General features: G+C 70.9%; 15 protein-coding genes and 2 pseudogenes. 12 read left to right on the plus strand and 5 right to left on the minus strand.

Features of this window, described 5'->3' with window-relative positions; translation table 11 throughout:
- Positions 1 to 131: 131 nt before the first annotated feature.
- The 7 genes from DRB96_RS17865 to DRB96_RS17895 all read left to right on the plus strand — a co-directional run bounded on the left by DRB96_RS17865 (position 132) and on the right by DRB96_RS17895 (position 7,245).
- Complete coding sequence (locus DRB96_RS17865; RefSeq protein ID WP_112449369.1) at positions 132 to 1,733, plus strand: ABC transporter substrate-binding protein; 1,602 nt, start codon at positions 132 to 134, stop codon at positions 1,731 to 1,733.
- A 46-nt stretch (positions 1,734 to 1,779) separates the two neighbouring features.
- On the plus strand, positions 1,780 to 2,745 hold the full coding sequence (locus DRB96_RS17870) for an ABC transporter permease (RefSeq protein ID WP_112449370.1): 966 nt from the start codon (positions 1,780 to 1,782) through the stop codon (positions 2,743 to 2,745).
- Positions 2,738 to 3,604 (plus strand): ABC transporter permease, encoded by an 867-nt coding sequence (locus DRB96_RS17875; protein WP_112449371.1) that lies wholly within the window; start codon positions 2,738 to 2,740, stop codon positions 3,602 to 3,604. The genes DRB96_RS17870 and DRB96_RS17875 overlap by 8 nt, the downstream gene beginning before the upstream one ends.
- A gap of 29 nt (positions 3,605 to 3,633) precedes the next feature.
- Positions 3,634 to 4,572, plus strand: coding sequence for an ABC transporter ATP-binding protein (locus DRB96_RS17880; protein WP_112453511.1), 939 nt, complete (start codon positions 3,634 to 3,636; stop codon positions 4,570 to 4,572).
- Positions 4,565 to 5,224 (plus strand): ATP-binding cassette domain-containing protein, encoded by a 660-nt coding sequence (locus tag DRB96_RS17885; protein WP_112449372.1) that lies wholly within the window; start codon positions 4,565 to 4,567, stop codon positions 5,222 to 5,224. Before DRB96_RS17880 ends, DRB96_RS17885 begins: the two co-directional genes overlap by 8 nt.
- A 100-nt stretch (positions 5,225 to 5,324) precedes the next feature.
- Complete coding sequence (locus DRB96_RS17890) at positions 5,325 to 5,519, plus strand: hypothetical protein (RefSeq protein ID WP_112449373.1); 195 nt, start codon at positions 5,325 to 5,327, stop codon at positions 5,517 to 5,519.
- A 214-nt stretch (positions 5,520 to 5,733) separates the two neighbouring features.
- Complete coding sequence (locus DRB96_RS17895) at positions 5,734 to 7,245, plus strand: hypothetical protein (RefSeq protein ID WP_239516918.1); 1,512 nt, start codon at positions 5,734 to 5,736, stop codon at positions 7,243 to 7,245.
- Between the two features lie 99 nt (positions 7,246 to 7,344).
- On the opposite strand, the gene DRB96_RS17900 is transcribed toward DRB96_RS17895, so the two are convergent.
- The gene (locus DRB96_RS17900; RefSeq protein WP_162689017.1) at positions 7,345 to 10,815 is read right to left on the minus strand and encodes a M28 family peptidase; all 3,471 of its coding nucleotides are present in this window, start codon (positions 10,813 to 10,815) and stop codon (positions 7,345 to 7,347) included.
- Between the two features lie 624 nt (positions 10,816 to 11,439).
- Between DRB96_RS17900 and DRB96_RS17905 the strand changes: the two genes are divergently transcribed.
- Positions 11,440 to 12,672 carry an ISL3 family transposase gene (locus DRB96_RS17905; RefSeq protein ID WP_239516912.1) on the plus strand — a complete coding sequence of 411 codons (1,233 nt, stop codon included), beginning with the start codon at positions 11,440 to 11,442 and terminating at the stop codon, positions 12,670 to 12,672.
- Between the two features lie 31 nt (positions 12,673 to 12,703).
- Here the strand turns inward: DRB96_RS17905 and DRB96_RS17910 are convergent, their stop codons facing one another.
- The gene (locus tag DRB96_RS17910) at positions 12,704 to 14,290 is read right to left on the minus strand and encodes an IS4 family transposase (RefSeq protein WP_112449377.1); all 1,587 of its coding nucleotides are present in this window, start codon (positions 14,288 to 14,290) and stop codon (positions 12,704 to 12,706) included.
- Positions 14,291 to 14,628: 338 nt separating this feature from the next.
- Between DRB96_RS17910 and DRB96_RS17915 the strand changes: the two genes are divergently transcribed.
- Complete coding sequence (locus DRB96_RS17915) at positions 14,629 to 15,072, plus strand: STAS domain-containing protein (protein ID WP_239516519.1); 444 nt, start codon at positions 14,629 to 14,631, stop codon at positions 15,070 to 15,072.
- A 350-nt stretch (positions 15,073 to 15,422) separates the two neighbouring features.
- Here the strand turns inward: DRB96_RS17915 and DRB96_RS17920 are convergent, their stop codons facing one another.
- The gene (locus DRB96_RS17920; RefSeq protein ID WP_162688867.1) at positions 15,423 to 15,689 is read right to left on the minus strand and encodes a hypothetical protein; all 267 of its coding nucleotides are present in this window, start codon (positions 15,687 to 15,689) and stop codon (positions 15,423 to 15,425) included.
- Between the two features lie 174 nt (positions 15,690 to 15,863).
- Here DRB96_RS17920 and DRB96_RS17925 point away from each other — a divergent pair.
- Positions 15,864 to 16,843 (plus strand): annotated as a pseudogene (locus tag DRB96_RS17925) (IS5 family transposase).
- A 172-nt stretch (positions 16,844 to 17,015) separates the two neighbouring features.
- Here DRB96_RS17925 and DRB96_RS17930 read toward each other — a convergent pair.
- The gene (locus DRB96_RS17930; RefSeq protein ID WP_204357758.1) at positions 17,016 to 17,504 is read right to left on the minus strand and encodes an SPW repeat protein; all 489 of its coding nucleotides are present in this window, start codon (positions 17,502 to 17,504) and stop codon (positions 17,016 to 17,018) included.
- 241 nt (positions 17,505 to 17,745) lie between these two features.
- The gene (locus DRB96_RS17935; RefSeq protein ID WP_112449379.1) at positions 17,746 to 18,021 is read right to left on the minus strand and encodes an isoamylase early set domain-containing protein; all 276 of its coding nucleotides are present in this window, start codon (positions 18,019 to 18,021) and stop codon (positions 17,746 to 17,748) included.
- 196 nt (positions 18,022 to 18,217) lie between these two features.
- Here DRB96_RS17935 and DRB96_RS17940 point away from each other — a divergent pair, with 196 nt between their 5' ends.
- Both DRB96_RS17940 and DRB96_RS44680 read left to right on the plus strand, forming a co-directional pair.
- Positions 18,218 to 18,415 carry a hypothetical protein gene (locus DRB96_RS17940; protein WP_112449380.1) on the plus strand — a complete coding sequence of 66 codons (198 nt, stop codon included), beginning with the start codon at positions 18,218 to 18,220 and terminating at the stop codon, positions 18,413 to 18,415.
- Between the two features lie 690 nt (positions 18,416 to 19,105).
- Positions 19,106 to 19,258 (plus strand): annotated as a pseudogene (locus tag DRB96_RS44680) (iron-containing redox enzyme family protein); the annotation flags it as partial.
- Positions 19,259 to 19,299 lie beyond the last annotated feature (41 nt).

Here is a 19,299-nt window from a genome sequence, read left to right on the forward strand (position 1 = left end):
ATATATGGCACGCCGTGGGGCGGCCGGGCAAGACCCGCGCGACCCTTCTCGTCGATGTGACCGGATTCGTGCTCTTCTGTTCCCGTCTGGCATTATTGCGATCTCTTTGCAATAAGAAGGAAGTGCACGACATGACCGCCCGGACCGTACGGGGAATGGCCAGGGTGGCCGCGGCCGCCGCACTCATCACTTCGGTGGCGGCCTGCTCCGCCCCCTCCGGGGGAGCGGCGGCGGGATCCGGGGGCGCCGACCCCGTCGTCGTCGGCATGGCCAACGAGCCGGAGACCCTCAGCCCGCTTCTGGGCTACGGCAAGGACGGCAACTCGAAGATCTTCGACGGGCTGCTGACCCACGACGCCGACATGAAGCTGCGGCCCGCCCTGGCCGAGGCCCTGCCCGACGTCTCCCCGGACGGCCTCACCTACACCTACCGGCTCCGCCGGGGAGTGAAGTTCAGCGACGGAGCGCCCTTCGGCGCCAAGGACGTCCTCTTCACCTACCGGACGATCCTGGACCCGAAGACGAACAACGCGTCCAAGTCCGAGCTCGACGCGATCGCGTCCGTCGAGGCGCCGGGAGACGACACCGTCGTCTTCACCTTGAAGTACCCCTACGCCCCCTTCGCCGAGCGGACCGTCCTGCCCGTGGCCCCCGAGCACATCGCGGGCAAGCAGGACGTCAACAGCGGCGGCTTCACCACCGCGCCCGTCGGGACCGGACCGTACGTGCTCACGGCCTGGTCCAAGGGCGAGAAGCTCGCCTTCAAGGCCAACCCGTCCTACTGGGGCGGCGAGCCCGCGGTGAAGAAGTTCACCATGGCCGTCGTCAAGGACGACGACGTACGCGCCACCCGGCTGCGCTCCGGCGAACTGGACGGGGCGATCCTGCCGCCGAACCTGGCCAAGGGCGCGTCGGCGGACGGGGCGCGCAAGACCCACACCGCCAAGACCTTCGACTACCGCAACGTGACCATGCCGACCGGCAACGCCGTCACCGGCGACACGGCCGTGCGCCGGGCCCTCGACATCGCCGTGGACCGCGGCGCCATGGTCGACAAGCTCCTGGACGGCGCGGGCAAGGCCGCCTACGGCCCCGTCCCGACCGACAGCCCGTGGTTCACGCCGGGCACGGAGCGCGCACACGACCTCGCCCGGGCCCGGAAGATCCTCGACGGGGCGGGCTGGGTCCCCGGCCCCGACGGCGTCCGCGCCAAGGACGGCGTCCGCGCCGCCTTCCCGCTCTGGTACACCTCCGGCGACAAGATCCGCCAGGAGCACGCGCTGGCCTTCGCCTCCGACGCCAAGAAGGCCGGCATCCAGGTCACGACCGAGTCCGGCAGCTGGGAGGTCATCGAGCCCCGGATGAAGACCGACGCCGTCCTCGCCGGCGGCGGCTCCCCGGCCGACCCCGACTTCGACCAGTACCTGACGCTGAGCTCCTCGCTCGCGGGCGACGGGTTCAACAACATGGCCCGCTACGACAACCCGGTCGTCGACCGGGCGCTCCTCGACGGCCGCAGGAGCGGCGACCCGGCCGCGCGCAAGGCCGCGTACGACACGGTCCAGCGCGAGCTCGCCCTGAACCCGGGCTACGTCTACCTCACCCACATCGACCACGTGTACGTCATGGCCGACCGGTGGGACGGGCCCTCCACCCAGATCGAGCCGCACGACCACGGCCTCGGCTCCGGCCCCTGGTGGAACATCGAGAGCTGGAAGCCGAAGCAGAAGTGAGCCCGGCCAAGTGACCAGCCGCTCCCTACGCCTCCCCTGGGGGCCGATGGCGCGCATGGCGGGACGGCGGACCCTGTTCGCCGGCCCCGTCCTGCTCGTCGTCACCTTCGGGGTCTTCGCCGTCGCCGCGCTGTCCCCCTTCGACCCCGTCAAGGCGTACGCCGGCACCGCCGGGCTCACCGCGTCCCAGGCCGAACTCGACCAGCTGCGGGCCAACCTCGGCGCGGGCCCGCCCTTGGTCCAGCGCTGGTGGGAGTGGCTCACCTCGGCGCTGACCGGCGACCTCGGCACCTCCGCCGTCATGCGCCAGCCCGTCTCCGACGTCATCGCGCAGCGGCTCGGCTGGTCGGCCCTGCTCGCGCTCTGCGCCTTCGCCGTCGCCGTGCTGCTGGGCACCGGGCTCGGCGTCCTGGCCGCGCGCAGGCAGGGCGGGCCCCTGGACCGGGCCGTCTCCGCGCTCGCGTACACCCTGGAGGCGGCGCCGGCCTTCTGGCTGGGCCTGCTCGCCATCTGGTTCTTCTCGGTGCGGCTGGGGGTCCTGCCGTCCGGCGGCCTCACCGACGCGGGCAGCGACGTCGTCACCGCCGGTCAGGTGGCCCGCCACCTCGTGCTCCCCGCGCTGGTCCTCGGCCTCTCCCAACTGCCGTGGTTCTTCCTGTACGTCAGGCAGGGCGTCGCCGACGCGCTGGAGGAGGATCCCGTACGGGGAGCCCGCGCGCGGGGCCTGGGCGAGCGGCGGGTGCTGCTCGGCCACGGGCTGCGCTCCGGGATGCTCCCGATGCTGACGCTGATCGGCTCGCGGGTGCCCGAGCTGATCACCGGCGCGCTGCTCGTGGAGACCGTCTTCAGCTGGCCGGGCATCGCGGCGGCCACCGTGCAGGCGGCGACCTCCGTGGACTTCCCGCTGCTGGCGGCGCTGACGGTCCTGGCGACGGCGGCGGTGCTGGCCGGGAACCTGCTGTCCGACCTGCTGTACGGACTGGCGGACCCGAGGGTGGGCTTCGATGGCTGAGGTGACCTGGCGGTCGCACGGCCGCGACCGGCGCTCCACGCGCACCGTGCGGGCACGGACCTCCACGGTGCTCGTCGTGCTGATCGCGCTGGCGGTGCTGCTGGTGCCGCCGCTCGTCCAACTCGACGAGCAGGCGGTCGACCTGTCGGCAAAGCTCCTGCCGCCCTCCTGGGCCCACCCCTTCGGCACCGACGACGTGGGCCGCGACCTGCTGCTGCGCTGCGTGTACGGGCTGCGGGTCTCGCTGCTGGTCGGGCTGGTGGCGGCGCTGGTCGCCACCGTGCTCGGCACGGCGGTCGGCGCCGCCGCCGGGGCGCTCGGCGGCTGGACGGACCGGCTCGTCATGCGGGTGGTGGACGCCCTGTCCTCGATCCCGCACCTGCTGCTCGGCATCTTCATCGTGGCGATGTTCCGGCCGGGGGTGTGGCCCGTGGTCGTCTCCGTGGCCCTGACCCACTGGCTGTCCACGGCCCGCATCGTCCGCGCGGAGGTCCTCTCGCTGCGCTCCCGGCCCTTCGTGGACGCGGCCGTCGCCGGCGGCGCGTCCCGGTGGCGGGTCACCGTACGCCACCTCGTGCCCGGGGTGCTCCCGCAGGCCGGGCTCGCCGCCGTGCTGATGATCCCGCACGCCATGTGGCACGAGTCGGCCCTGTCCTTCCTGGGCCTCGGCCTGCCCGCCCACCAGGCGAGCCTGGGCAACCTCGTCCAGACGGCCCGCGGCTCGCTGCTCGCCGGCGACTGGTGGCCCACGCCCTTCCCCGGGCTCTTCCTGATCGTCCCGACCCTGGCGATCGCCGGCCTGGCGGGCGCCTGGCGCGAGCGCCTGAACCCCCGCCGCCGCTCGGAGCTGACCCTGTGAAGCACCAGCCCCCGCCGTCGCCCGTGAGGATGACCGGGCCCGTGCTCACCGTGGACCGGCTCTCCGTCCGCTTCCGCATGCGCGGCGGCCGCCACGTCGAGGCCGTCACCGACGCCTCCTTCACCCTGGCTCCCGGCGAGTGCCTCGCCCTCGTCGGCGAGAGCGGCTGCGGCAAGTCCGTCCTGGCCTCCGCCCTCCTCGGCCTGCTCCCCGGCAACGCCGAGACGGCGGGCTCGGCCAGGCTCGCCGACGGCCTCGACCTGCTCGCCCTCGACGAGCGGACCCTCTCCCGGACCGTCCGGGGCCGCCGGGTCGCGCTGGTCCCGCAGAGCCCGGCCGCGCACCTCACCCCGGTACGCACCGTCCGCTCCCACCTGGAGGAGACCGTGCGCGAACTGACGGGCACCGCCAAGGCGGGGCTCCGGTCGGCGGCGGAGGCCGCCGCCGACCGGGCCGCCTTCCCGGCCAGCCACCTCGACCGCCACCCCCACGAGCTCTCCGGCGGCCTCGCCCAGCGCGCGGCGACCGCGCTCGCGCTGATCGGCGAGGCGCCCCTGCTGCTCGCCGACGAACCGACCACCGGCCTCGACCGGGACCTCGTGCACCGCACCGTCGACGAGCTCAAGGCCCACACCGGGGCCGCCGACCGGGCGCTGCTGATGATCCCGCACGATCTCGCGGCGGCCCACCGCATCGCCGACACCGTGGCGGTCATGTACGCCGGGCGCATCGTGGAGACCGCCGCCGCCGGGCCGTTCTTCGGCGGTCCCGGCCCGCGCCACCCCTACGCGCGCGGACTGCTGGACGCCCTGCCCGAGCGCGCCTTCACCCCCGTCCCCGGCGCCCCGCCCGAGCTCGGCGCGCTCCCGCCCGGCTGCGCCTTCGCCGCGCGCTGCCCCCGCGCCGACGACGCGTGCCGGGCCGGCCGGCCCCCGTTCGCCGAAGGGGTGGCCTGCCACCATGCTTGAGCTCAGCGGCATCACCGCCGGCTACGACCGCCGCGCACCCGTCGTGCGCGGCGCGCACCTGAGCCTGCGCCCCGGCGAGTCCCTCGGACTGCTCGGCCCCAGCGGCTGCGGCAAGTCCACGCTGGCCAGGGTCGCCGCCCTGCTGCACCGGCCCGACCGGGGCACCGTGGCCTTCGACGGCCGCGTCGTCACCGGCTTCCGGCACCAGGCGCCGCGGTCCCTGCGCACCGCCGTCGGCGTGGTGTTCCAACAGCCCAGGCTGGCGGCGGACCCCCGGCTGCGGCTGCGCGAGCTCATCGCCGAACCCCTCCGGGCGACCGGCCGGCGCGGCGAAGTCGACACGACCGTGCCCGAGTTGGCCGACCGGGTGGGGCTCGGGGCGGACCTGCTCGCCCGGCGGCCCCACGAGGTCAGCGACGGCCAGCTGCAACGGGCCTGCCTGGCAAGGGCGCTGGTGCTGCGGCCGCGCTGGCTGGTGTGCGACGAGATGACCGCCATGCTCGACGCGTCCACCGCCGCCGCGCTGGTCGGCGTGGTGGAGGAGTACCGCGCGGAGTCCGGCGCCGGCCTCCTGGCAGTGGGCCACGACCCGGTGCTGCTCGGACGCTGGTGCGGGCGGACGACCCGCTGGGAAGAGATCGTCAAGGACTGAGCGCCGGTCACGGACGGTCAACACCCGTTTGGCGGACAGGGGTTTCGCTCGAAGAGCCCTCCTCCTGCGCCACCATGGCGCCGCGTAGGGAGGTGTTCCGATGGTGATCTCCCTCTCCGTCGTCGTCCTGCTCCTCGTCCTCGCGTGGATCTTCCTGCGCGGCGGCGGCCTCAAGCTGTCCCACGCCCTCGTCTGCGTGCTGCTCGGCTTCTACCTCGCGAGCAGCAGCCTGGCGGCGACCATCCACAACGGCGTCTCGGCCACGGCGAACGTGGTCGGCGGTTTGAAGCCGTAGCCGGCCCCGGTCCTCCCGCGCACGGTGATCGACTGTTGCGCCTTCGTGAATCATCCGGCTCGTGCATGGACTCCTCGGGCCGCGCGATCTAGCGTCTGGCGGCGGCGCGATGTCATACGCGATGTCAATAAAACTGAAGACAAAGGAGGAAGACCGGATGTTCCGAAGAGCGCTGAACTGCGCTGTGGTGCCGGCCCTCGTCGCCTTCACGGCGATGTACGGGATCGCCCCGGCCGCCGCCGAGGAGATACCCCTGGCCCCGGGCCACCGCCTGGTCAGCCACTACGACGGCGGGCCCGCCACCGCCGCCGCGCTGCCGGGCGAAGCCCCGCCGCAGCACCCCTTCCTCGCGCCCAACGGCCGCAGCGGCATGCACTCCGACGCGGCCGGCAGCGCCACCTCGCCCTGGTCCGGACCGCTCGGCAAGAACCCGCGGGTGACCAGCGAGAAGATCGCCGCCCTCGGCGGCGAATGCGCCACCGCCACCTTCGACTCGGGCGGCCGCCTGGTCACCGTGTGCGGCACCTTCGGCGGTTTCAAGGTCAAGCTCCTTGAGCCCCGTACGCTCGCCACGCTCGCGGAGCACCAGCTCCCGCAGCGCTCCTCGACGGTCCAGGCGATCACCTCGCTGGACTTCTCGAAGATCTTCAAGGACACCTCGGGCGGCGCCTACTTCTACCTGGACGACCAGGACCGGGCGGTGCTGGCCGACTCCCGCCAGCACATCCTGCGGCTCTCGCACGTCCAGAAGCCGGACGGGGGCTGGGAGTTCAAGGTCGACGACGACTGGGACCTCACCGGCCAGGTCCCGCACGACTGCGTCGACTGGACCAACCTGTGGCCCACCGGAACCTGTGACCCGGTCACCTCGGTGATGCCCGACTGGAACGGCCGCATCTGGTGGGTCACCCGCCAGGGCCGCGTGGGCACCGTGGACCCGACGACCTCCGCGATCCGCTCGATCCGGCTGGCGGGGGAGGAGATCCAGAACTCCTTCTCGGTCGCCGAGGACGGCGTCTCCATCGTCACCGACCACGCGCTCTACAGCTTCCGCGCCGACGCCGACGGCACCCCCGTCGCGCAGTGGCGCCAGACGTACGACCGGGGAACGGGAACCAAGCCCGGCTCGGTCAACCAGGGTTCGGGCACCACCCCGGACCTCTTCGGCAACGGCTACGTCGCGATCACCGACAACGCCGACGACCGGATGAACGTCCTGGTCTACCGGCGGGGCGTGGACGTGCCCGCCGACCAGCGTCTGGTGTGCAAGGTGCCGGTCTTCGGATCGGGCGCCTCGACCACCGACAACTCCCTGATCACCTGGGGCAACAGCATCGTGGTCGAGAACAACTACGGCTACGAGAACGTCACTTCGCTGGTCCTCGGCAAGTCGGTCGTCGGCGGCGTCAGCCGCATCGACGTCCGCGCCGACGGCAGCGGCTGCGACACGGTCTGGCAGAGCGCGATCCGCTCGCCGTCCGTGGTCCCGAAGCTCTCCACCGCGAACGGGCTGCTCTACTTCTACGAGAAGGAGCCCAACTTCTGGGGGATCGACGCCTGGTACCTCACGGCGGTCGACTTCCGCACCGGTGAGCGCCGCTGGCGGCAGCTGACCGGCACGGGCCCGCTGTACGACAACAACTGGGCCCCGATCACCCTCGGCCCCGACGGGACGGCCTACATCGGCGTCTTCAACGGCATCGTCGCGGTCCGCGACGGCGGCTGAACCGCCGGGCGGCACCCGCTCCGGCCGTGGGGCCGGGGCGGGTGCCGCCCGGGTGGTGCTCAGGTGGTGCTCAGGTCGTGCTCAGCGGTGCCGGGGGCGTCAGCTCACCTGGAGGGTGACGTCGTCCACGACGAAGGAGGTCTGGAGGGACGGGTCCTCCACGCCCTGGAACTTCAGGACGACCGTCTGGCCGGCGAACCGGGAGACGTCGTACGTCTTGAGCACGTAGCCGGGGGCCGCGTTCACGTTGGACAGCGTCTCCAGCGTCTGGCCGCCCACCGAGACCGTGAACTTGTCGTAGACGGTGTTCTCGGTCTCGGCGGTGTCGATGTGCAGGTAGAAGCCGAGCCGGTACGAGGCGCAGCCGGTGGGGACGGTCACGGACTGCGAGGCGCTGTCCGTGTGGGTCTGGCCGTAGCCGTTGAGCCAGGCCTTGTACGAGCCGCCGTGCGGGGTCTGGCCGGCCTGGTTCGTGATGACGCCCGAGGTGGCCGTCCACGGGGTGGAGCCGCTCTCGAACCCGCCGTTGGAGATGAGCTGGCGCGGGGTGCAGGAGGGGCCGGTGCCGGTGACGGTCAGGGTGTAGGTGGTGGTGTGGCTGACGGAGCCCGCACCGGTGACCGTCAGGGTGTAGGTGCCCGGCGCCGTGCTCGCGCCGATCTGCACGGAGAGCGTCGAGGAGCTGCCGGACTGGACCGAGGTGGGGCTGAGGCTCGCGGTCACGCCGGCGGGGGCGCCGGTCACCGACAGGGCGACGGTCTGGGCGGCGCCGCTGACGGTGGCGGTGTTGATGGTCGAGGTGGCGGTGCCGCCCTGGTTCGCGCTGCCGGTGGCCGGGGAGGCGCTGATCGAGAAGTCGGGGCCGGGCGTGGTCCCGCCGACGGCCTGGTTCCAGACCGTGTAGGCGACACCGTCGGCGCTGCGGTCCAGGACCGTCGCGCTGATGTTGTTCGTGGTGTCGCAGGAGCTGTGGTAGCAGGGGTCGTACGCCGCGTTCGCGGTGCCGCCCCACTTCGCCGCCTGGGCCGAGGTCTTGCGGGCGCTGGCGCCGGCCGCGTAGCCGGAGGTGGGGATGCCGCCCTGCTGGAAGGAGTAGTCGTCACTGCGGCCCTGGCCCTCGGTGTTCTCCTCGGGAGCGAGGTTCAGCGAGGTCCAGTAGGCCTTGAGCGGCGCGGCGGCGGTGGAGTTGACGTTGTTGATGAAGTAGCCGCCGTTGGTCGAGCCGACCATGTCGAAGTTGTAGTAGGCCTTGATGGCCGACTTCTGCGTGCTGCTGAGCTGGTTGACGTAGAACCTCGAGCCGTTGAGGCCCTGCTCCTCGTCCGTCCACCAGGCGAAGCGCACGTGCTTGGTCATCGTCGGGTTCTTCTGGGCGAGGACGAGCGCGTTCTCCAGCAGGGTCGCGGATCCCGAGCCGTTGTCGTTGATGCCCGGGCCCGCCGAGACGCTGTCGAGGTGCGCGCCGAACATGACCGTCTGGTCGGCGGGGCCGCCCGGCCAGTCGGCGATCAGGTTGTTCGACGGGTAGGTGCACGAGGAGCAGTTCTGCTCGGTGACCGTGTAGCCGGCCGCCTGCAGCTTGCCCTTGATGTACGCCACCGACTGGGTGTAGCCGGCGCTGCCCGCACGGCGGTTGCCGCCGTTCTGGGAGGCGATGGTGTTCAGCTGGGTCAGGTGCGCCTGGACGGCGGCCACGTCGATGTTCGGCGCGCCCGGGTTGGGCGTGGTGCCGCCCACGGTCAGCGCGTAGTCGACGGTGTGCGAAAGGGTGGTGCCCTGGCCCTTGACGACGACGTTCGAGGTCCCGGGCGCCGCGTTGGCGGAGGCGCTCAGCGTCAGCGTCGAGGACTGGCCCGCCTGCACGGTGGCCGGGCTGAAGGTGGCGCTCACCCCGGACGGCAGGCCGGACGCCGTGAGGGTCACCTGCTGGGCCGAGCCGGTGGAGACCGCGGTGGCCACGCTGGTGGTCACCGAGGCGCCCTGCTGGACGGTGCCGGTGGACGGGTTCAGCGCGAGCGAGAAGTCGTCGTTCTGGCCGCTCGGCGTGCAGGTCGGGTCAGCCGGCTGCGCGGGGACGCTGATGGCGTCCCAGGCGCCCTTGGTCTTGGTGAACAGGTTGCAGGTGGCGTCCAGCGACTTGGCGGAGCTCAGCGTCGCCGTCCGGTATTTCTTGTAGGACATGCTGGAGGTCTTCAGCAGCATGCCGCCGTAGAAGACCTTGCCCGCGTTCTGCACGCCGACGCCGGTCAGCGTGGACTGGTTGCAGGTGCTGCTGTTCGGCTTGCCGCCGCCCGGGCTGGTGCCCTCGGCGAGCAGGTAGAACCAGTGGTTCAGCGGACCGGCCGCGGCGTGCACCTCGGTGCCGGGTATCGCGGAGCTGTAGCAGGCCGGGTCGTTGTTGACGGCCGGCGGGTTGTACATGTTGCGGATGGGACCGTTGCCCACGAGGTTGATGACCTCGCCGACGGTGTAGTCCGGAGTGTCGTACGGGGCGGGCTGGTTGATGAAGGCCTCGGTCAGGGCGCCGAAGATGTCACCGGTGGCCTCGCCGAGCCCGGACTCCTGGCCGCTGGTGCCGCCCGGGGTGTTGGAGTCGATCGCGTGCCCGTACTCGTGGGCCACCACGTCGACGCCGGCGATCCACTCGTTGGCGTTGTTGTGGCCGATGCTGACGGAGCTGCCGTCCCAGTACGCGTTCACGTCGTTCAGGCCGACCTTGGCCGGGAAGCTGCGACCGTTGCCGTTCACGCCGTTGCGGCCGAGCCACTGGCTCAGCATGTCCCACTGCTTCTGCGCGGCGAACATGAGGTCCGTACAGCCGGTCTCCTTGGAGGTGGGGTTGCCGGTGCCCCAGGAGTCCGACGACTTGGAGAAGACGCTGCCGGAGCTGTAGTCGGCACAGCTCAGGCCGGTGCGGTTCGGGTCGCGCAGGGAGTACGTGCCGCCCGACGCGGTGGTGTCGATGGTCAGCGGGTTCGGGCCGTTCCACTTGCTGTTGCCGCTGCCCGCGACCACCTCGTCGAAGGTGTCGACGACCTTGCCCGTGCGGGCGTCCACGAACACGTGGAGCTTGCTGGGCGCCTTGGCGGTCCGGCCGGTCAGGACGGTCTCCCAGGCCAGCACCGGCTTGTCGTCCTTGAGCTTGACGACGAGCCGGGTGCTCTGCACCTGGTCGGTCTTGACCTGCTCGGCGCGCGACGCGGCCTCGGCGGCCTTCGCGCTGACCGACGGGGTGGTCGCCACGTCGATCACGGTCGAGGAGGCCGACTGGAGGGCGCGTACCCGGCCCTCTCCGTCGGCGAGGACGACCGCGTCGCCGCCGACGACCGGCAGGCCGCGGTAGCTGCGCTCGTAGGCGACCGAGTACAGGTCCTTGACCCAGGGGGTGACCAGGCGCCGGTCGTACTGCTGCTGCGGGGAGTTGACCAGGGTGTCGAGGCCGCTGCGCACGGCGGCGTCCGCGGCGGCGACCGCGCGCTCGGCCTTGCTCTGGCCGGGTGCCGGGTCCGCCGTCTGCGCGGCGGTGGCCGTGCCGGCCAGCGTGCCGGCGAGGCCCGTGGTCAGCACCATGGCCGCTATGGCGGCCATCCATCTGGTGGGCTGCAAGAGTCCACTCCGATCGTGTGGGGGGTGGGGCCGAGCAACCACACGAGGCTGCGGCCGCGGTGCTGGAGGGCGGCGAAGTCGGCGTGCGCCGTCTCGACGGCCTCCGAGTACGCCTTGATCCGCGCCCCCTTGGGACAGGTCAGACACAGCCGCTACCGGCGAGAATGATCAAGTCTCCGAGCTGGGCCGCGCTCAGTCCTCTTCGCCCGCCAGGACACGGTCGGCCGCGTAGTGGGGGCAGGACAACAGATGCCACGTCACCGTGAGGTGATCCCCGGCCGCGGCGATGGTCCGGGCTTGGCCCCCGCCCGGTCCCGCCGTGCAGTGCCGGCACACCAGAGTCCGTACATCGGGCACCACGACGTCACCCGCGCCCCGTGATGTCCCGTCCTTACCTGGGGCTGTGGTGGAGGTTGGCTTTGTCGGCGAGTTACGGGCTCAGGCACAAATTCCGTGAGGACGATCAACGGGTTTGGTCTCGGTGACGTAGCGTCATCTGGGACCGTGGTGCGGTGTGATGACCTCGTCGGTGACCTGTTTCCGCACCTCAGCGCGTTACTCGTGGAGCGTGTGCTCTTCGAGTGCGGGATGATTCGCCTGGTCGCGAGAACCCGGGAGATCGGGGTGGCCTGCCCCGGTTGCGCGGCAGTGTCCAGTCGAGTCCACAGCACGTACGGAAGACGCCTTGCCGGCACACCGGTCGGCGATCGGCCAGTGCGGATCGAGCTGACCGTGCGACGCCTGTACTGCGAGAACTTCCATTGCTCACGGCGTACGTTCGCCGAGCAGGTCAAGGAACTGACCGTGCGCTACGGCCGCCGAACACCAGCTGCCCGGCGGGTCCTGGAGGCCGTCGGCATCGCACTGGCCGGCCGGGCCGGAAGCCGTCTCGGCGCCGTCCTGCACGCAGGGGTGAGCCGGACGACGCTCCTACGGGCGGTCATGGCCCTGCCCGACCCCGTCTGGACCGTCCCTAAGGTGCTAGGAGTCGACGACTTCGCCACCCGTCGTGGACAGCACTACGGCACCGTCCTGATCGACTGCGAGACCGGACAGCCTCTCGACCTGCTGCCCGGCCGCGACGCCGCGACCCTCGCCGGCTGGCTGCGTGAGCATCCTGGCTCCGAGATCATCTGCCGCGACCGGGCCGGGTCCTACGCCGACGGCGCCCGGACCGGTGCTCCGAATGCGGTCCAGGTGGCCGACCGGTTCCACCTCTGGCAGAACCTCGGCACCGCCGTCGAAGCCAGCGTGCGCCTCCACAGCACCTGCCTCAAGACGGCTGTCATCAGCCCTGACGGCCAAACGAAGGGTGCCGACGTCGACAGCGTGGACACCACGAAGGCGATGTCGCCAGTCGAAGCCCGAATCTGCGAACGTCACGCGACCGTCCACGCTCTGCTGGCTCAAGGGCATGGCATTCGCGAGATTGCCAGAGAACTGCACATGGGCGGCAACACCGTCCGTCGCAATGCCCGCGCAACGGTCCCCGAACAGTTGTTGAGCGGACGGCGCCAGCCCCGTCCCAGCCAGCTCGACCCCTACAAGCCTCACCTCGACAAACTCTGGGCCGAAAGACACACCAACGCCATCCAGCTGCATGCCGAGCTCCAAGAACTCGGCTACCGCGGGAGCTATCAGATCATCAGCGACTACTTGCGACCGAGGCGGCGCCGCCGCATCCGGGTTGTCCCACCCGCTCCACCTGGAATCCGCCGGGTCACCGGCTGGATGATGCGGCGCCCCGAGCACCTGCGCGACGAGGAGCGCGACCAGTTCACCGCCGTCCTTGCCCACTGCCCTGAACTGACCGGGCCTTGACCCAAGGCCGGGTAGTTAACGTTTTCGCAGGTCACGCAAGGCGGGTTGGGGACCATGGTGTTGCGGCATAGAGGCCGGGGCCGAGCTTGTGGATGAGGCCGCTGGCGGCCCACCGGTTCAGTTGTCTGTACATGGTCTCCAGGGTGATGTCGCCGAAGTGTGCGGTGATTTCACGGGGCTGCCACAGGCGCGTGGGGTCTTCTTGGAGCAGGGCGAGGATGCGGTGTCGGCGTCGCGCGGCGGGGGCGGCGTGTCGGTCGTCCCGGGAGGCTGTGGGCGGCGCGGGTGGCTGATCGACGGGTTCGAGGACGGTGATGTCGAGGCGGGTGACGGTGCGGCTGGTGTCGGGCCGGCCGTCGGCGTGGCGCTCGCTGTAGCGGGACATCGGTGATTTGACCTTGCGGGTGCTGACCCGTTGCCGCCGGGCAGGGAGCAAGCCGGTCAGGATCCGGCGGCCGATCGCCCCAAGAAGAGTGTCCCGATCGGCGGCCGCGGTGACGATCCCGGCGGCCTGGATGACCTGGTCGCGGGCGGTGTGGAGCGCGATGCTGAAACAGCAGCGGTCCGGGTCGGTGCCGGGGAGGGACTCGGCGGCATCGACCATCACGGTGCGTAGGGCCTGGTAGAGGGTGAGCAGGGACCACATCTCCTGCTCGATGCCTGCCGGGTCACCCGAGCGCAGGTTGCGCCCGTTCATGATCGTGTGGCGGAGCGCGTAGTACGCCGATTCGTGTTCCCACCGCTGGTGATAGAGAACCACCAGCGCGGTGGCGGGGTAAAGGTGGGCGTCGGTCAGGGTCGTGACCAGTCGGTAGGACCCGGTGAAGGACGTGCCATCCGCGCAGGTCACGGCGATCTGTGCGTCGATGATCCGTACTTTCACGGTGCCGATCACCGACAGGTAGGAGCCATCGGTGAGGCGAGTGAGCACGGGGGTGCGCCGGTTGCTGCGGAGCCGGCCCAGGGCCTGGGCGCCGGTTGCGGTCACCTTCGCGAGGAAGGCGTTGCTGTCGAATCCCTTGTCCCAGAGCACCAGCATGTCCGGCCGCAGCAGGTGCAGCAGCCGAGCGGCGTAGCTTGTCTCGCCCTCAGCGGTGGGGCCGAACACCGCGCCGACCACGGCCCGGGTGCCGGTCTCGATCAGCGTCATCAACTCCAGCGTCGGATAGCCGTGATGGGAAGTCCTGCCCAGCCAGGCCCGGTTCCGCTCGGAATCGGGAACCCTCAGCGAACTGCAGCCGTCGAACGACACCGTCCGGTACGGACCGAAACGCACCCCTGGGGTCGTCGGCCGGGCCAGCAGCCCGGCCAGCACCTCGAACAAGGCCCGCACCGGCGCGCCGCCGATCCGCCGGCGTAGGTCACGCAACGCCTTCGCCGACGGACAGACCACCGGCATCCCGGACAAACCCGCGGTCAGCTTGTCCCAGACGAGCCGGTAGCCGACCTCGGGGAACAGGCACATCGCGAGCAGGAAGTAGACCCCGACCCGCGACGGAAGATCACGCAGCCGCCGCTGCACCGTCCGCGTCTCCGCAAGGACCGCGTCCACGAGCTCGAACGGCACGACGGCGGTCAGCTCCCCCAGATGTCCGGGAGCGAACCGGCCCGCGGCCACGGTGACCGTTCAGGTGATGGCCGTCAGTGCAGACGGCAGGACACAATGGCGGGGCAACGGAGCTCCTTCGGGACAAGCTGTCTTGGTCGACTGCCTGTACCAACGAGCTCCGTTGTTCTGCGTCAAAAGTCCTTCAACTCACTTGCGTGACCTGCGAAAACGTTAACTACCCGGCCTTGGGTCAAGGCCCCACCTGCGGTCCCCCGCTGAAAGCAACCGTCCAGGCAACGGTCCAGCCCCTTCCCGGTGCAACCCCGGGTCCCGTACTCGGGCCCTCTGCGCGCGCTTCAGCGCGCCGCATGCCAGCCCTACGCCGTAAAGCGCCAGGATGGGGCCCCGTGGGTCCGGAGCCTTCGGGTGACGGGAGCAGCACCTTGATCAACGTGGACGTACAGCACTGCCGCAGTTCGCTTCTGATCAGCGCCACTGGGGAGCTCGACGAGGGTGCGGGAGCAGTACTCCGGCGCGCGCTGGACTACGTGACCATGGACGAGCACGATCTCCTGGTGGACCTGCACGCCGTCGCGGCCATGGACGTCGACGGCCTGCTCCACCTCCTGGACCTGCACCGGCGCGCGGAGCGCATGCGGCTACGGGTCCTGGTCACCGGCTGGCAGCCCCAGCCCCAGCAGTGCATGGCCACCGTGGCCGGCATCCCCGGGCCCCGAGCGGGCACCGGGGAGCGTTACGCCCTGGCAGGCTTCCGCCGGCTCCTCGCGGAGAAGGCGCAGCGCGCACGGGAGCGCTCCGACTTCGCCGATGGCTGGCTGCCCCACATCTAGTGCTGTGGCCGGGAAGGTTTGCCGGGTCGCGGTGTCCGGTGCGGTGCCTCGCAAGGCGGAGGGCCGCCGCTTGTACTGGACGTACTTCGGTGGTCCGACAACGCGGCGAGGTGCCGTGCCGGGCGCCGCGACCCGGTGAACCTTTCCGGTCACAGCACTAGCCGCGTCCCGGCGTGGCTGCGGGTCGGCATGGAGCGAGTACCACGAGCTCTTCCCATTTTCTGCGCTTCGGCCGCCAGGCCCTGCCGCTCCAGCCACGTCCGCCGCGAGCGCAATCCGGGCCCACGGAACGAGGTGTTCGCCCTGTCACCTGCGTGACAAGCCCAGCCTGCGAGGCCGCGCCATCGTAGCTACCGGTCTGCAGATCTCTCGGGCATTTCCTGGGGGCAGACCTCGGCCAAGAGCTCCAGCAGATGGGCAGTCACCAGCCCGGGCTCGCCCCGCCGCACCCAGGTGTAGACGGCAACCCGGGCCGAGGCGTCGGCACGCCGCAGAACGTAACCGTCCACCAGCTCATGCGAACGGGACTCCCGTACCTGGATCTGGCGAGGCTTTCCGTCCCCCTCGACCAGGACCTCGACGACCTGACGCTCCGGGCCATCCCGAAACTGATACACCCAGCACGTCCGCATGCGGACCGTTGTTTCCAGCCCTCCTGGCCGCGGGACGCCAGACACCCACGACCCTCGCCGGATCACCGCCTTGGGCTTCGCTCTAGGGCCTGTGTGATGTCGTGATCAGCTCCTGGCTTCTGCTCTCTTCTCGGGGCGGAACCCGGTAGAACTGTGGTCGTGACACGCAGGCAACTCACCAATGCCCAGTGGAAGTTCATCGAGCCGTACCTGCCGATCGGTAGGTACGGCCCGTACCCGGAGCGGTTGCGGGAGCAGTTCGAGGGTGTGATCTGGCGGTTCCGTTCCAGCGGACAGTGGCGGGAGATGCCTGCCGAGTTCGGCCCCTGGGCCACCGTCTACGGACGCTTCCGCGTCTGGCGGGACGCCGGTGTCTTCACCGCCCTGCTGGAAGGCCTGATCGCCGAGGCGGCCCGGGAGGGCAAAACAGACTTGTCGCTGGTCAGCGTGGACTCCACAACGGTCCGCGCCCACCACGACGCCGCAGGGATGCGCGTCAGCAAGCACCTCATGGACGCCCTGGAAGAAGCCGCGCAGGAGCAGGAAGCGGCGCGGCAAAAAGGGGCGGACCGGAGGAACAGAACGGACAGGCCGAGCGTCGGCGCATCCGACGCAGACGCAAGCTCCGCCTGAAGGAAGCCCTGCTCGGCAGGTCCCGGGGCGGCCTGACCAGCAAGATTCATCTCGCCGCGGACCGCAGATGCCGTCCGCTCGCGTTGGTCCTGACCGCCGGGCAGGCCGGGGACAGCCCGCAGTTCATCCCCGTACTCGCGAGGGTAAGAGTCCGTCTGCCTGCCGGCCGTCCCCGCACGACGCCCGGCGCGGTCGCCGCGGATAAGGCCTACTCGTCCCGCGGCAACCGCTCCTACCTGCGCAGACGCGGCATCAAGGCAGTCATCCCGGAAAAACGGGACCAGGCCGCCAACCGCAAGAAGAAGGGCGCACGAGGCGACCGACCCTTCAGCCACGACGCCGACCTCTACAAGGAACGGAACACGGTCGAGCGCCTGATCAACAAGCTGAAAGCCTGGCGAGGCATCGCCACCCGATACGACAAGACACCCGCGAGCTACCTCGCCGGCCTCCACCTCCGCGCCGCAATGATCTGGATCGACGACCTCCTGAAAACCGCCGAATGATCACGACATCACACAGGCCCTAGGCCGCCCGATTCACATGCGCCGACGTCCGCCGAAATCCCACCCGGACAGACGGCCTGACTTCGGCACGTCACCCCAGCCGCCCGCCACCCCGGCCGGGGTGGCGGGCGGCGTTCACACGGCGCGGTCGCGGTCGTGTAGGGCCCGGTTATCAGGGAGCTCCGGGCATGGAGCGCCGCGGGGCGGGGTCGCGCCGGTCGGTGTCGTGGCGGCGGGTGTCGTGGTCGCGGGCGCCCGAGGCGGCAGCGAGGGCGAGCAGGGTGGCGATGGCGCCGGTGATCAGGTTGCTGGTGATCGAGCGGGTGTGGGCGACGTCGCCGGCGACGACCCAGGGCGCGATGCAGGTCCAGATGCCGATGGCTACCGCGGCCCAGGCCATGGAGTGGGTGCGCTCGTAGGAGTTGCCGAGACCGCCGAGGAACAGTGTGTAGGCGATGCCTGCGATGAGGTTGGTGACGGCCAGCGTGGTCAAGCCGCTGAAGCCGACGATCCACGGGGACGCGGCAAGGAAGATGCCGGTGAGCAGCGCCAGGGCCTCGACCATCTGGGCGCGGGGTGTGGCGGCCGCGCGGTCGTGCCGGGCGCGCAGTTCCATCAGGTCGGGGTGCTCTTCGATGGGTGCGCGGTGGGTTGACGCCATGATGACCTCCAGAGAAGGAGCCGTTAACCCGCCTATACCCGCATAAAGCGCATATAACTGGACCGTCGTGTTGTCGGGCGTCTGGCACCCCGTTCGGCAGCCGTGAATCCGGGGCACGGTGGCCCCGAATACGGCAGGGGGCAGAGAGCGAGCTCTCTGGCGCATGTCGGCCGAAAGGGCCGGACGGGAGGGGACGACGACCCCCGCCTCGCCCCTTCCCGTGTCACGCAGGTTGGGCCGGTCAGGTGTGCAGGCGGCTGTTGGGGCCGTCGTGGTCTCCGGCGCCCTCGTCGTTGAACCAGTAGTCACCGGCGGCCAGGTACCGGAAGGAGTGCGTGTTCATCGCCGGCAGCTCGACCGTGACGGCCCGCTTGCCGTCCTTGCGCGGGCGCAGGGTGTGGACGCCGGGCTGCCAGTCGTTGAAGTCGCCGACCACGCTGACCGGACCGGGCGGGGTGTCGGCGGGAAGGATGAAGGTGACCTCGGTGCGGTCCTTGCGCAGTGTGCGCTCCAGCATGGGAATCGGCTCCTGACGGTGGCGGGTGGGATCGCGCCCATCCTCGGCACTGTGACCCCGCCCCGCATTTCGACGCATCCACGCCCGGCCACAGACCACCGCCCACTCACGGTAATCGAAATAGTGCGCTTTGTGACACTCTGTGTCAGCGTGGGACGGGAGGAACCCCCACCCCACGCATCAAGGAGTCACCGTCATGGGCGGCATGAAGGACAAGCGCCAGGAGCCGGGCAAGGGCCGCGAAGAGCAGGAGCGCATGCGGCGCCCCGGCCAGGACCCGGTCCACCCCGAGACCGCCCCGCCCTCCCGCGGCAAGGACCCCGAAGAGGCCGAACGCCGCCGCGAGGAAGACCTGCTCCGCGACGAGCGCCGCCCCCGCGAGGACGACGCCTGAGCAGCCCCACCCCACACACGCAGAGCCCGGCCGGGCCCACCATCAGACGGTCGGGCTCTGTCACGCGCCGGCCCGGGCACCGGGCCTTCCCCGAGCACCGCCGTCCACCGGCCGGGGACACCGGGGCTGGCTCCGGGGCACGACGGCCCGGTGGACTCCGGCGGTCATGCGGCCCATCGGCGGCAGAAACGTGCCGAGGTCGACTCCGGCCTGCTGGACCTGCACCTGGCCACCAACCCCTACTGGGCCTCCCCCGCGCGCTGACGGTCCGGCGCCGCCGAGCTCCGCCGGACCGTCCGCACCCGACCATGACCGGGCCCGCCCGAACTCAGCCGCCCGACCGGCTCCCGCCCGTCCACGTCCTCCTACCAGACGGCGTGGAACACCGGACCGGGATCTGGATCGTCAACCAGATACAACGCCTCGACTGGCTCGAGCCAGCGCAGCTCGCCGCGCTGGCCGACCTCGGCGTGGACCGGGCGCGATAAGCGAACTGCCAGCCCGCCGACTGGCAGCCGGACTCACCGGCCGGCGACGCAGAGTCCGGCCATACCACCACACCGCACAGGCATCACTTTCCGTGAGCCTTCGCTAAAGGTGGACCAGGGCCCTCGGTGACCTACGCAGCCAACAAACGGATGTACAGGGGCATGCAGGCTTCGCGATGCTCTCCCGCCCAAAATTGGAGGCATCGGGGGTCTCCTCGCCGACGAACCGGCCCTGGAGGAGGGCATCGCCTTCGGCTGCGCGGCGACCGGCCTCCTGGAGGATCGCCTCGCGACCCACATCCGCACGGCCTGGCAGCAAGGGCACAGCGCCCTGCGCACAGCCCCTGCCCCCTGACGGGACGGGGCCCGGGGCCGTCCGAAGAGGCGTGATCATGG

This window comes from Streptomyces sp. ICC1 (assembly GCF_003287935.1).
GTDB lineage: Bacteria > Actinomycetota > Actinomycetes > Streptomycetales > Streptomycetaceae > Streptomyces > Streptomyces tritrimontium.

Bases quoted from the DNA above. Each gene is read 5' to 3' on its own strand.
- DRB96_RS17940 (WP_112449380.1), top strand. From the start codon at position 18,218: ATGGGCGGCATGAAGGACAAGCGCCAGGAGCCGGGCAAGGGCCGCGAA.
- DRB96_RS17900 (WP_162689017.1), bottom strand. From the start codon at position 10,815: ATGGTGCTGACCACGGGCCTCGCCGGCACGCTGGCCGGCACGGCCACC.
- DRB96_RS17870 (WP_112449370.1), top strand. From the start codon at position 1,780: ATGGCGCGCATGGCGGGACGGCGGACCCTGTTCGCCGGCCCCGTCCTG.
- DRB96_RS17885 (WP_112449372.1), top strand. From the start codon at position 4,565: ATGCTTGAGCTCAGCGGCATCACCGCCGGCTACGACCGCCGCGCACCC.
- DRB96_RS17890 (WP_112449373.1), top strand. From the start codon at position 5,325: ATGGTGATCTCCCTCTCCGTCGTCGTCCTGCTCCTCGTCCTCGCGTGG.
- DRB96_RS17865 (WP_112449369.1), top strand. From the start codon at position 132: ATGACCGCCCGGACCGTACGGGGAATGGCCAGGGTGGCCGCGGCCGCC.
- DRB96_RS17930 (WP_204357758.1), bottom strand. From the start codon at position 17,504: ATGGCGTCAACCCACCGCGCACCCATCGAAGAGCACCCCGACCTGATG.
- DRB96_RS17935 (WP_112449379.1), bottom strand. From the start codon at position 18,021: ATGCTGGAGCGCACACTGCGCAAGGACCGCACCGAGGTCACCTTCATC.
- DRB96_RS17905 (WP_239516912.1), top strand. From the start codon at position 11,440: ATGATTCGCCTGGTCGCGAGAACCCGGGAGATCGGGGTGGCCTGCCCC.
- DRB96_RS17875 (WP_112449371.1), top strand. From the start codon at position 2,738: ATGGCTGAGGTGACCTGGCGGTCGCACGGCCGCGACCGGCGCTCCACG.
- DRB96_RS17880 (WP_112453511.1), top strand. From the start codon at position 3,634: ATGACCGGGCCCGTGCTCACCGTGGACCGGCTCTCCGTCCGCTTCCGC.
- DRB96_RS17895 (WP_239516918.1), top strand. From the start codon at position 5,734: ATGTACGGGATCGCCCCGGCCGCCGCCGAGGAGATACCCCTGGCCCCG.